10 protein-coding genes are annotated in these 12,176 nt (G+C 60.0%); 5 read left to right on the forward strand and 5 right to left on the reverse strand.

All coding sequences use genetic code 11. The annotated features are described in order from the left end of the window. Positions 1–34: 34 nt before the first annotated feature. Positions 35–463: a hypothetical protein gene (locus tag ACR1XY_RS10780; RefSeq protein ID WP_480593010.1), complete on the reverse strand. Its 429-nt coding sequence runs from the start codon at positions 461–463 to the stop codon at positions 35–37. Further along, complete coding sequence (pepN, locus tag ACR1XY_RS10785) at positions 460–3,012, reverse strand: aminopeptidase N (RefSeq protein ID WP_480593013.1); 2,553 nt, start codon at positions 3,010–3,012, stop codon at positions 460–462. Before pepN ends, ACR1XY_RS10780 begins: the two co-directional genes overlap by 4 nt. Before the next feature lie 220 nt (positions 3,013–3,232). Here pepN and ACR1XY_RS10790 point away from each other — a divergent pair, with 220 nt between their 5' ends. From ACR1XY_RS10790 to ACR1XY_RS10800, 3 genes are all read left to right on the forward strand, one after another. After that, positions 3,233–5,404, forward strand: coding sequence for a malate synthase G (locus tag ACR1XY_RS10790; protein ID WP_480593016.1), 2,172 nt, complete (start codon positions 3,233–3,235; stop codon positions 5,402–5,404). Positions 5,405–5,426: 22 nt separating this feature from the next. Further along, positions 5,427–5,852 (forward strand): GlcG/HbpS family heme-binding protein, encoded by a 426-nt coding sequence (locus tag ACR1XY_RS10795; protein WP_480593019.1) that lies wholly within the window; start codon positions 5,427–5,429, stop codon positions 5,850–5,852. A 220-nt stretch (positions 5,853–6,072) separates the two neighbouring features. Next, positions 6,073–6,852, forward strand: a complete 780-nt coding sequence (locus tag ACR1XY_RS10800) for a gamma-glutamyl-gamma-aminobutyrate hydrolase family protein (protein ID WP_480593021.1) — start codon at positions 6,073–6,075, stop codon at positions 6,850–6,852. 46 nt (positions 6,853–6,898) lie between these two features. Here ACR1XY_RS10800 and ACR1XY_RS10805 read toward each other — a convergent pair whose 3' ends face one another. Next, positions 6,899–9,139, reverse strand: a complete 2,241-nt coding sequence (locus ACR1XY_RS10805; protein ID WP_480593023.1) for a xanthine dehydrogenase family protein molybdopterin-binding subunit — start codon at positions 9,137–9,139, stop codon at positions 6,899–6,901. Positions 9,140–9,142: 3 nt separating this feature from the next. Next, entirely contained in the window at positions 9,143–9,607 is a 465-nt protein-coding gene (locus tag ACR1XY_RS10810; RefSeq protein WP_480593026.1) for a (2Fe-2S)-binding protein, read from the reverse strand. A gap of 99 nt (positions 9,608–9,706) precedes the next feature. Between ACR1XY_RS10810 and ACR1XY_RS10815 the strand changes: the two genes are divergently transcribed. Next, positions 9,707–10,285 carry a TetR/AcrR family transcriptional regulator gene (locus ACR1XY_RS10815; RefSeq protein WP_480593028.1) on the forward strand — a complete coding sequence of 193 codons (579 nt, stop codon included), beginning with the start codon at positions 9,707–9,709 and terminating at the stop codon, positions 10,283–10,285. Here the strand turns inward: ACR1XY_RS10815 and kynU are convergent. Next, positions 10,278–11,471, reverse strand: coding sequence for a kynureninase (kynU, locus tag ACR1XY_RS10820; RefSeq protein ID WP_480593031.1), 1,194 nt, complete (start codon positions 11,469–11,471; stop codon positions 10,278–10,280). The genes ACR1XY_RS10815 and kynU overlap by 8 nt on opposite strands. A 172-nt stretch (positions 11,472–11,643) precedes the next feature. Between kynU and ACR1XY_RS10825 the strand changes: the two genes are divergently transcribed. Continuing rightward, entirely contained in the window at positions 11,644–12,093 is a 450-nt protein-coding gene (locus tag ACR1XY_RS10825; protein WP_480593033.1) for a methyltransferase family protein, read from the forward strand. Positions 12,094–12,176: the final 83 nt, after the last annotated feature.

Raw genomic sequence — 12,176 nt, forward strand, 5'->3', positions numbered from 1 at the left:
GCCGGTGGAATGGTCTCCTTTGGGGCACATTGTTTCAGAAAACGTTGAAATGATGCCGCTCAACCCGGAAACCGGCCTTTTGCAGGGCGGTTTCAAGCTCTTTGTGGGGTGGTGTGGATTCGTCTGGCAGCCGAATTCGCTTGCCCGACGCCAGAACCAGCGAGACGCGCACCGAAAAGTCCCAGCGGGTATCGAAGCGGATGTAGTCGATATCAGTCAAAGGTACCTCGGCTTCGCGATTGCCCGAGAACCACCCTATCCGGTCGTTATCCAGCGTCATGCCCGCACATGTTCCATGCACGATGTCCCACAGGGCGGGCAGAGTAGACAGGGCCAGTAGTCCGACCAGCCACCACGCCGCATCGAAAAGGATCCGCAGAACCGCAAGCGCCGCGTAGACACAGGTCAGGATCAGGACCGTGCGCGGTGTCCGGTTGTGGCGCGTGAAGGTGAACGGGGTCATGCGCCGAGGATTCGCGTCACCATTTCCGTGGTATCCCGCGACAGGTCCGGCGTGTCGCCGATGCGGGTCAGCTGAGTTCGGATCAGGGCCTGACGGTCAGTGTCATAGCGTTTCCAAGTCTGGAAAGCCGTACACATCCGCGCCGTTGTCTGCGGGTTTACCGGATCCAGCCGGATCAGCCAGTCCGCCAGCAAGGCATACCCGGCCCCGTCCGCATGATGGAAACCGGCGTGGTTCATGGCCAGCGCCCCCATGACCGCGCGGAAGCGGTTGGGGTTCTTCCAGTTGAAATCTGCGTGCTCGGTCAGTGCCTGAGCGATGCCCGCTGCGGCCTCAGGGTCGGCTGTGGTCACCTGAAGGCCGAACCACTTGTCCATCACCAGCCGATCATGCTGCCACTGATCATAGAATGCAGCCAATTCCTGCTGCCCTGTCCCCGCGCGCAACAGGCACGAGAGGGCGGTCAACTGGTGGGTCATGTTGTTGGCGGACGCGTACTCATCGATGGCCTTGGCGCCACCATCCAGCCGCGATGTCAGATACAACACCGCGCCGGCAAGCGCGCGTTTGCCCGCCTGCTCGGCATTGGGCAGGAATGGCGCGTCGACCACGGTCTCACTGTGCAGCCGTGGCAACAGGTCCTGCACATGTTGCGCTGTCGCCTGCCGCAGCGTTTCCACTGCCCTCCAGATCGCCATCGGATCGGGGGTCTCTCCGGCTTCGAACAGCGCGGCGGCCAGTTCGGATTGCGTCGGCAGGCCCAGCATCAGCGAGCGATAGGCCGGGTCCAGATCGCCGTCGCGCAGTACGGCCAGTATGCCGTCCAGATAGTCGGTCCCGGGTACGTTATCGTCGCGGATCATGCGCAGCAGCGTGTCCTCTGCCAGCGACCGTCCGGCCTGCCAGCGGTTGAACGGGTCGGTGTCGTGGGCCAGCAGAAAGGCGCGCTCGGCATCCGTGTGGTCGTGCTCCAGAATGACCGGCGCCGAAAAACCGCGAAGGATCGAGGCCACCGGCTTGGCGGCCAACCCGGGGAACTGAAAGCTCTGTTCGGACTCGGTCAGTTCCAGAATTTCGGTCGCGCGGACCTCATCCCCGTTGGGGCCTAGCAGGCCAACAGCAACCGGGATCACCTGAGGCAGTTTTTCGGCCTGGCCGGGGGTCGGCTCGGTGCGCTGTGACAGGGTCAGGGTGTAGGTGCCGTCCGCGTACTCCTCGGCCACGGCCACGCGCGGCGTACCGGATTGGCTATACCAGCGTTTGAACTGGGACAGATCGCGGCCCGTCGTATCCTCGAACACCTTGATCCAGTCTTCGATGGTGCAGGCCTGCCCGTCATGACGGTCGAAGTATAGGTCCAGCGCCTGCGCGTAGGCCTCATCCCCCACCAGCCGTTTCAGCATCCCGATCACTTCGGCGCCTTTTTCATAAACGGTGGCAGTGTAGAAGTTGTTGATTTCCTGAAAGCTTTCGGGGCGTACTGGGTGCGAAAGCGGTCCGTTATCCTCGGGGAATTGCCGGGCTCGCAGGTCGATGGCGTCTTGGATGCGTTTCACCGGGGCCGAGCGCATGTCAGAGGTGAACTGCGCGTCGCGGAACACCGTCAGGCCCTCTTTCAGGCACAGCTGGAACCAGTCGCGGCAGGTTATGCGGTTGCCGGTCCAGTTGTGGAAATACTCATGCGCGATGATCGCCTCAATCCGTTCGAAATTGGCATCGGTTGACGTTTCGGGGCTGGCCAGAACAGCGGACGAGTTGAATATGTTCAACCCCTTGTTTTCCATCGCGCCCATGTTGAAGTCATCCACAGCCACGATGTTGAACACGTCCAGATCGTATTCGCGGCCGTAGACGTCCTCATCCCATTTCATCGACTTCTTCAGCGCCTCCATGCCGAAGGCGCATTTGCCCTCGTCGCCCGGGCGCACCCACAGGTTCAATTCCACGTCGCGGCCCGACATGGTGGTGAACTGGTCGGGATGAGCGGTGAGGTCTCCGGCAACCAGCGCAAACAGGTAGGCGGGTTTGGGCCACGGATCCGTCCATTCGGCCCAGCCTTCGCCCTGGCCCATGGGGTTGCCGTTGGACAGCAGCACCGGCAGGTCGCCGTTTATGCGCACAGTGAAGGTGGACATCACATCGGGACGGTCGGGGTAATAGGTGATCTTGCGGAAGCCCTCAGCCTCACATTGAGTGCAGTACATGCCGTTCGACATATACAACCCCTCAAGCGCGGTATTGTTGCCAGGGTCGATCTCGACGACAGCCTCCCAGATGAAGGGCGCATCGGGGACATCAGCGGTCAGGCCCTTGTCTGTCACCTCGGGGGTGATCTCGACCCCATCGATGACAGCCCGGATCAGGGCCAAGTCTTCACCATGCAGAAAGAAAGCCCGGTCCGTCGCATCGGGGTTCGGCGTAAATGCGATGCGAGAAGTCACTCGGGTTGCGTGATCGGCCAGATCAAAGGTCAGATGTACACTGTCCACCAGAAACCCAAAGGGCGTGTAATCTTTTAGGTAGATCGTGGTAGGGGCGGCGTCACGCATCGGGGGCCTCGCATCGGTTCGTGTCTGGCGCGACGTTATGGGCTGCGACGACGGGCTGCAAGCGGTGTGAAGCGGCTTGTTCAATCGTCCATCAAATACGTGATGGTTCACACGTGACCCAACGGATCACCTCCGCAACGGGTCAAGACGTGTTGCCTATCGGAAACATCCGACCTAATTGAGGCGCGTATACAGTGGCGTACAAACGAGGATTAGAGGCATGAGCAGCAGGCAAACATGGAGTGGACTTAAGGTCGATACGGTTTTGGCCGAGTTCATAGAGGGGCAGGTGTTGCCGGGAACGGGCGTTTCGTCCGAAGCTTTTTGGAACGGTCTTGCGCAGATGGTCGCCGAATTGGGCCCAAAGAACCGTGCGCTGCTGGCAAAACGGGAAAAGATGCAGGGACAGATCGATGCCTGGCATCTGGACCGCAAAGGGCAGACGCATGACGCCATCGCCTACCGGGACTTTCTGCGCGAGATTGGCTATCTGGTCGAGGAAGGCGATGCCTTCCAGATCGAAACCGCTGATGTTGATCCCGAGATTGCCCTGACCCCCGGTCCGCAACTGGTCGTGCCGATCACCAACGCGCGCTTTGCCTTGAACGCCGCCAATGCCCGCTGGGGCAGCCTGTATGATGCGCTTTACGGTACCGACGCGATGGGCGATTTACCAGCAGGCGGAGGCTATGACGCGGAGCGCGGTGCACGCGTGATTGCCTGGGCAAAGTATCATCTGGGCTTCTTTTGCACGCCAGCAATCGATGATTGGACAAGTGTCGTTGGCATTGCTGTTGAAGACGGAAACCTCGTTGCAACACTGGACGACGGTGAAAGAGCGTACATGTATGGATCGCAAATGCACGGAACGGGCCGCTTTGTGGGTTACAAAGGTGACCCGGCTTCACCAACTTCTGTCTTCTTAGAAAAGAATGGCCTTCATGCTGAAATTGTGATCGACAGATCGACACCCATCGGTGCGACCGACCCGGCGGGAATCGCGGATGTCAGACTGGAGTCGGCCCTGTCCACAATTATGGATTGCGAGGATTCGGTTGCCTGTGTCGATGCCGAAGACAAGGTGGTGGCCTATAGCAACTGGCTGGGCCTGATGAAAGGCGACCTGACCGAAGAGGTCACCAAGGGCGGCAACACCTTCACCAGAAAACTGGCAGGCGACGTGGACTACATCACCGCCAGCGGCAATCAAGCCACGCTGAAAGGCCGTTCGTTGATGCTGGTGCGCAATGTCGGCCACCTGATGACTAACCCCGCCGTTCTGGACGCCGATGGCAATGAGATCGGTGAGGGCCTGATGGATGCGCTCTGCACCACTCTGATCGCCATGCACGATTTGGCTCGCGAAGGCGGAAACTCGGTCACCGGGTCGGTCTACGTGGTAAAGCCCAAGATGCACGGGCCGGAAGAAGTGGCGTTCTCGGTCGAGATATTCGACATGGTCGAAGACATCCTCGGCCTGCCGCGCAACACCGTTAAGCTGGGCATCATGGATGAGGAACGCCGCACCTCGGCCAACCTCAAGGAATGTATCCGCGCCGCAAAATCGCGCGTGGCCTTCATCAATACCGGTTTCCTGGATCGGACGGGGGATGAGATTCATACCTCGATGGAAGCAGGCCCGATGTTGCCCAAGGGTGACATCAAGAACACGCCGTGGATTGCGTCTTATGAGGATCGCAACGTCGATATCGGTCTGGCCTGCGGTCTGAAGGGCAAGGCGCAGATCGGCAAAGGGATGTGGGCGATGCCCGACCGGATGGGCGACATGCTGGACGCCAAGATCGGCCACCCGCAATCGGGCGCCACCTGCGCTTGGGTGCCTTCACCGACCGCCGCGACCCTGCACGCGACGCATTACCACAAGATCGATGTTCTGGCCCGTCAGGGCGAATTGGCTGCTGACGGCGCGCGGGGTTCGCTTGATGACCTGCTGACCATACCGTTGCTGGGCGGTCGCAACCTTGGTGATGACGAGATCACAAGGGAAATCGAAAACAACGCGCAGGGTATTCTGGGCTATGTGGTGCGCTGGGTCGATCAGGGCGTGGGGTGCTCGAAAGTGCCGGACATCAACGATATCGGTTTGATGGAGGATCGCGCGACCTGCCGGATTTCCAGCCAGGCGCTGGCCAACTGGCTGCATCACGACATTGTCTCGGAGGAACAAGTGATGGCGGCGATGCGCAAGATGGCCACCGTGGTGGATCGTCAGAATGAAAACGACCCGTCGTATTCACCGATGGCACCGGGCTTCGACGGTATCGCCTTTCAGGCAGCGTGCGATCTGGTATTCAAGGGGTGCATCCAGCCCTCGGGTTATACCGAGCCGGTCCTGCACGCGCGTCGTCTTGAGCTGAAAGCCAGCCTTTAATCCCACACAGAGAGGACAGAACATGGCAATTACTTTGCGCAAAGCCCGCACAATCATTCGCAAAACACTGGAAAAAGGCCGCGAGATGGAGCTGAAGCCTCTGTCCGTCGTCGTTCTGGACGCAGGCGGTCACGTGATTTCTTTTGAGCGTGAGGACGGCGCGGCCCCCGGTCGTTTTGCGATTGCTCATGGTAAAGCCTATGGCTCGGTAATGCTGGGCATGGCAGGCACCGCGCAGATGCAGCGGGCCGAGGCACAAGCCTATTTTATGGCCGCTGTGAACGGCGTCTATGGAGGGCAGGTCGTTCCGGTTCCGGGGGGCATTCTTCTGCGTGACCGCAAAGGAGAGATTGTCGGTGCGGTTGGCGTGACTGGTGATACCTCGGACAATGATGCGACTGCGGGACTGACCGGAATTGAGGCAGCAGGCCTGACCGGGGAAATCTGATTTCAATTGGTCTTTGCTGGAGAGTAGTGGTGGTTTTGGGGAGATAATTCCGAGTCGCCAACTGATTTCGCAACAGCGTCCTGAGATTTTGTTTAAAATCAGAACGCTGTGTGCATGATTGAACACGTCCTTGCGCTGTTTTGCAGGGCGTGTTCTGTTGCACGTTTTCATTGCTGCGGATAGCTTCCCTGTTAATCAATCAAGCAGCAAGGAATGCGGAATGTCTCGGCCTGTCGTCGGTATCATCGGCAACTCTTACCTCATGAACGATGAATATCCGACGCACGCGGGTGGAACGATGAATTCCGACGCCGTGGCCAATGTATCGCACTGTCTGCCGCTGCTGATCCCCTCCGATCCTCGCTATGTCACGGTCGAGGAATTGCTGGAGGTTTGTGACGGCTTTCTGCTGACCGGCGGGCGCCCGAACGTCCACCCCGAGGAATATGGTGAGGACGCCACCGAAGCACATGGTGAGTTCGATCGGGCGCGGGATGCGATCACCCTGCCTCTGGTCCGAGCCTGCGTGGAACGCGGCCAGCCGTTCATGGGAATTTGCCGAGGATTCCAAGAGGTCAACGTGGCGATGGGCGGGACGCTTTATCCGGAAATTCGCGATCTGCCGGGCCGGATGAATCACCGGATGCCGCCGGACGGGACGCTTGAGGAAAAGTTCGCCCTGCGCCATGTGGTGTCATTGAATGAAGGTGGCGTGTTTCACCAACTGTTCGGCGCGCCCGAGGTCATGACCAATACGCTGCACGGTCAGGGCATCAAAAGAGTCGGACAGCGCGTGGTGATCGACGGACATGCGCCTGACGGTACTCCCGAGGCGATCTATGTCAAGGATGCGCCCGGATTTACCCTGTCGGTGCAATGGCACCCCGAGTGGGATGCGATCAACGATCCTGTCTCCCGCCCCCTGTTCGAGGCGTTCGGTGCAGCCGTGCGTGCCTGGGCGACGGGATCGGACGCCGGCCTGATACAGCAAATGGCGTGAATTTTGCGCCGGTCCGAAAGAGAGGGACCGGACCGGCGCGGCGCGATCAGACCAGCAGGTTGAACTGATTGATCAGCGGTAGGGTGCGGGCGCGTTTTCCGGTCAGGTCGAACAGCGCATTTCCGAGTGCGGGCATCGAGGGGGGCGTGCCGGGCTCACCTGCGCCACCCATATGGCGGTTGGTTTCCAGCACGCGCACTTCGACCTGCGGCGCGGTGTGCATCCGCAGCGCGTCATAGTCGGGGAAGTTGAATTGCTCGACCTCGCCTTCGGCAAAGGTGATCTCGCCGTAGCAGGCCGCGGACAGGCCATACATCATGCCGCCGAACATCTGCGCCTTGACGTTTTCGGGGTCCAGAGCCAGCCCCATGTCGCAGGCGATCCACGCTTTGTTGATGCGGATGGTGCCATCTTCGTCGAGCACTTCGATCACCTGAGCGACCGGAGTGCCGAAGCTGTAGGTAAAGGCAACTCCGCGCCCAACGCCATCCGGTGTTTGGCCCGTCCAGCCTGACATTTCTTTCACTGCTTCCAGGCAACCCGCCGAAGGCGCGTGCTCGGATTTCATCAGTTCCAGCCGGAATTCCAGCGGATCCTGACCGGCGGCATGGGCCATCTCATCCATGAAAGTTTCGTGGAAAAATCCATTGTGGCTGTTGCCGACCGAGCGCCAGAATCCGACGGGGACGTCCAGCTTGGCGATGTGGCCGCTCATCCGGTAATTCGGCACCGCGTAGGGCTGGTTGAAAAAGCCCTCGACCAACACCTTATCCGGTCCTGCGCCGGGCATACCGGTGTAACGCGTCACCGCCTGTTGCGTGCAGGACTGCGCCGCGACCTTGCCGTCGATCAGGACCGCCTTGCCGTCCTGCACCGCTCCGCGCATCCGGGCGATGGCGCCGGGGCGGAAATAGTCGTGGCGCATATCTTCTTCGCGGCTCCACGTGGTCTGAACCGGCGTGCCGGGCATAGCCATGGCAACCTTGGTGGCGATATCGCCAAAGTCGAGTTCACCCCGACGACCAAAGCCGCCGCCCAGATAGGTGGTGTGGATCTGCACGGCCTCGGTATCGAGGCCCGCAGTGTTCGCGACACGAAAACGGATCAGGGTCGGGGCCTGATTGCCGCACCACAGTTCCAACGCATCGACGGTATAAAGCGCAGTCGCGTTCATCGGCTCCATCGTGGCGTGAGCCAGATAGGGCAGGCGATACTCTGCTGTGATCTCTGTCGCGCCCTCGGGCGTCACGCTGACATCGCCGTCATCGCGCATGGTCGAGTTCGGGGCATCGTCAAATGCTTCGGCAATCTTGGCAAAGATACCGTCCGTGTCGGGCGGATAGGGGGCGTCACCCCAATCCACGTCGATGGCCTCGACCGCCTGATTGGCCAGCCATGTGTTAGTGGCAATCACCGCGACTCCGTTGCCCAGATCGACAATCTTCTCGACCCCCGGCATGGATTTCGCGGCGCTGTCGTCGAAACCGTTCATCGCTCCGCCCAGCTTGGGGTTCATGCGGACGGCGGCAAATTTCATGCCGGGAAGGCGGACGTCGATGCCGAACTCAGCCGTCCCGGTCACCTTTTCGACCATGTCCAGACGTGGTTGGGCCTGACCCAGATAGCGCCATTCGGACGGGTCACGCAGAGGTGCCTCGATCGGATCAAGCTTGGCAACGTCGACGGCAAGCTCGGTATAAGCGATCTTGTCTCCGTTTGGGGCAATGACGTGACCCGAGGCCGTTTTCAGTTCGCTGCGATCAACGCCCAACCGGTCCGCCGCGGCCTGTTTCAGCGTCTCGCGGGCGGAGGCTCCGGCCTGACGCATCCGCTCGAACCCGTCTTTCATCGAGGTCGAGCCGCCGGTGACCTGCAGGCTCAGCGCTTTGCCAAGCACGCCCAACGCATCGCCCAGATTGTGCTGGAAGTCCGAGATATCATAGCCCTTGTTGGGCAGGCTTTCCCCCATCAGGGCCGAGTTGTAATAGGCCGCTGCCGCAGGGCCGTGCAGGACATTGATCTGGTCCAGATCTACGTCCAACTCTTCGGCGATCAACGCAGCCCATGTGGTTCTGACGCCCTGTCCCATCTCAGCACGAGGGGCAAAAAGGGTCACCCCGTTCTGGTCAATCAGAACAAACGGGCTCAGCGCTGCCTGACCCTGACCGGGTTTCAGCGGATTTGTGGCGGGGCGGCTCACGTAATAGGCGCCAAACGCCACGCCGCCGACAATCGCGGCGGAGCCGATCAGGAAAGTGCGACGCAGGATTTTTCCAACAGAAGCCATCGGTTACGCTTCCTTCAATTTGCCGGCCGCGTCATGGATCGCGGCGCGGATACGGGGGTAGGTGCCACAACGACAGAGATTACCCTGCATCGCCTCGTCAATCTCGGCGTCCGAGGGGGCGGGATTTTCCGCCAGCAATGCGGCGGCCTGCATGATCTGGCCCGACTGGCAGTAGCCGCACTGAGCCACCTGATGATCGACCCAGGCCTGTTGGAGTGTGGTCATCGCGTCGGGCGATTCCATCCCCTCGATTGTCGTCACATCGCCCCAGACATCCGACAGCGTCACTTGGCAGGACCGAACGGCCTCGCCATCGATATGCACGGTGCAAGCACCGCAGGCGGCCACGCCGCAGCCAAACTTGGTTCCGGTCAGTCCGGCTTCATCCCGCAGCACCCAAAGCAGGGGGACGTCATCGGGCAGGTCAATCTGATGTTGCTTTCCGTTGATTTTAAGAGCGGTCGCCATGGCGCACCTCATCTAGCTGTGGCTGGTTCCGTGACATAATTGGCTTAAAGTGTCAGTATGTCAATTGACAAAATGAACAAAAAATGTCACGAGTTCAGCATGACGGAAATAATTGACGATTCACGGCAAAAGGCGATCCTGAATTCCGCATTTCAGGCCTTTGCCAGTTATGGATTTCGAAAAACCTCGATGGATGACATAGCGCGCGGGGCGGGAATGTCCCGGCCAGCCGTCTATCTGCATTTCAGGAATAAAGAGGCGATCGTCAGCAAGCTGACCGAGATATACTATGCCGAGAAAAGCGCGGCAGTCGCCGGAGCTCTGGCCTCTTCAGGGTCGGTGCCCGACGTTCTGACCCGCGCGATAAAGGCCCAGACCGAGGGGATGGCGGCGATACTGGCCTCACCTCATGGGCTCGAGATGCTGGACAATACCAAGTCCATGGCGACCGAGATCATCTCGGAAGGTGAGGCCAGACTGGCCGGCCTCTATGCCGATTGGTTGACGCAACAAGCGCAAGCCGGGCGGGTGCGCCTGTTGGCCGATGCGGCCGAGACCGGGCGAACGATCACGGCCACGCTCAAGGGGCTCAAGCTGATTGGGGCCGGGTCCGAAGTCTATGAACAGCAGGTGGCGCAGGTCGCCGCATTGATCGGCACGGGGCTTGAGTTCAGGTAACCCGCTGACGCACCTTGAATTCCGGTGCATCCCACAAACGGTTATTCATGATGTCGGTCAGGATTTCGACCGCGTGCTCCACATCCTGCTCGTCGATATAAAGCGGTGTGAAGCCAAAGCGCATAATGTCCGGGGCCCGGAAATCTCCGATCACGCCGCAGGAGATCAGGGCCTGCATCGCTGCGTACCCGTCATCAAACCGGAAGGAGACCTGACTGCCGCGCTGGTTCGGATCGCGCGGGCTGGCCAGTTCCAACTCGGGACAGGAGGCTTCGACGCGGGCTATGAACAGCTCGGTAAGTTCGATGGATTTGGCGCGCACGTCTGCTATGTCTGCCATGTCCCAGATATCCATCGCAGCCGACAGCGCAGTCATCTGGATGATCGGAGGGGTGCCCACCCGCATCCGCTCGATCCCGCTGCCGGGGCGGTAGTCCAGATCAAAGGAAAAGGGCGCTTCGTGCCCCAGCCAGCCGGACAGGGCGGGGCGCGCACTTTCGGCAAGGCGTGGGGCGACATAGATGAATGCAGGCGCGCCGGGGCCTCCGTTCAGGTATTTGTACGTGCAACCCACCGCGAAATCGGCATTGCAGCCGGACAGGTCCACCGGGATCGCCCCGGCGGAATGGGCCAGATCCCACACGGTCACGATCCCGTTGGCGTGGGCGAGTTCGGTCAACGCCTTCATGTCGTGCATCCGACCGCTGCGGTAATCGACCTCTGTCAGCATCAGGACGGCGACGTCTTCAGTGATGTGGGTGGCCACGTCCTCAGGCGCGACAATCCGCAATTTGTAATCCGGCCCCAGCGACCGCAACAGGCCATCCACCATATAGAGGTCGGACGGGAAGTTGCCGCTGTCCGACAATACAACCTTGCGATCCGGGCATAATTCAAGGGCCGAGGCCACGGCCTGATACACTTTGATCGACAATGTGTCGCCGGTCACCACCGTGCCGGGCGCCGCGCCGATCAGCCGACCAATGCGGTCGCCCAGCCCGGTCGGCAAAGCCATCCACCCGGCCTTGTTCCAGCCAGTGATCAGCATCTGACCCCATTCTCTGCCCATCATGCCGCTCACTCGGTCTACGGCGGTAAGCGGCAGAGGACCCAGTGAGTTGCCGTCAAGGTAAATAACACCCTCGGGCAGATCGAACATGGCTTTGGTCGCGGAGAAATCGGTCATCAGGGGCTCACCAGTTTGTGTTACGGCTCGGTGGTCTTCTTCGGCCTATCCGATCCGCACATGCCTGTCCATTGATGCGACATACTGAGCTTTTGCCAATCTGTTCCGAAAGCGATAGGAAAGCGCCCAGAAACGACACGCCTTTACGTTTCGTCAATTGTGGGGAATGAACATGCGCCGGATCGACTTACCGCCTGTCTGGCTTGTTGGGTTTGCTTTGCTGGCCTGGCTCCAAGCGCGCCATTTTTCGCTGGGGCTGTCCCTGGACAGCGGACTTACCGACCTGCTGAGCGGCATCCTGATCGGCGGCGGTGTCCTTTTTGCATTGCTGGCAGTAGTCGAGTTCCGGCGCCACAAGACAACGGTTATACCGCACGAAACGCCTTCGTCGCTGGTGCAATCAGGCATCTATACCCGCAGCCGCAATCCGATCTATGTGGGTGATGTTCTGATCCTGGCCGGGCTAGTTCTGCGGTTTGATGCAGTGTTGTCCCTGATTTTGATTCCAGTTTTCGTGTGGGTGCTGGAACGCCGCTTCATACTGCCCGAAGAAGACCGCCTGCGTCGTACGTTTCGCGCGGATTTCGCCCGGTATGAGCGAAAGACTCGCCGGTGGATTTAGAATGGCCGACGTCATGACATCACGTAACGATTGCTGCGCTTGCGAAATAATGTTGCGCAAGATACATGTGTGCTGAACAAACA

This window comes from Ruegeria sp. AD11(2025) (assembly GCF_056542405.1).

Excerpts from the sequence above, each read along its gene's own strand:
- ACR1XY_RS10780 (WP_480593010.1), bottom strand. The coding sequence starts at position 463 with ATGACCCCGTTCACCTTCACGCGCCACAACCGGACACCGCGCACGGTC.
- pepN (WP_480593013.1), bottom strand. The coding sequence starts at position 3,012 with ATGCGTGACGCCGCCCCTACCACGATCTACCTAAAAGATTACACGCCC.
- ACR1XY_RS10790 (WP_480593016.1), top strand. The coding sequence starts at position 3,233 with ATGAGCAGCAGGCAAACATGGAGTGGACTTAAGGTCGATACGGTTTTG.
- ACR1XY_RS10795 (WP_480593019.1), top strand. The coding sequence starts at position 5,427 with ATGGCAATTACTTTGCGCAAAGCCCGCACAATCATTCGCAAAACACTG.
- ACR1XY_RS10800 (WP_480593021.1), top strand. The coding sequence starts at position 6,073 with ATGTCTCGGCCTGTCGTCGGTATCATCGGCAACTCTTACCTCATGAAC.
- ACR1XY_RS10805 (WP_480593023.1), bottom strand. The coding sequence starts at position 9,139 with ATGGCTTCTGTTGGAAAAATCCTGCGTCGCACTTTCCTGATCGGCTCC.
- ACR1XY_RS10810 (WP_480593026.1), bottom strand. The coding sequence starts at position 9,607 with ATGGCGACCGCTCTTAAAATCAACGGAAAGCAACATCAGATTGACCTG.
- ACR1XY_RS10815 (WP_480593028.1), top strand. The coding sequence starts at position 9,707 with ATGACGGAAATAATTGACGATTCACGGCAAAAGGCGATCCTGAATTCC.
- kynU (WP_480593031.1), bottom strand. The coding sequence starts at position 11,471 with ATGACCGATTTCTCCGCGACCAAAGCCATGTTCGATCTGCCCGAGGGT.
- ACR1XY_RS10825 (WP_480593033.1), top strand. The coding sequence starts at position 11,644 with ATGCGCCGGATCGACTTACCGCCTGTCTGGCTTGTTGGGTTTGCTTTG.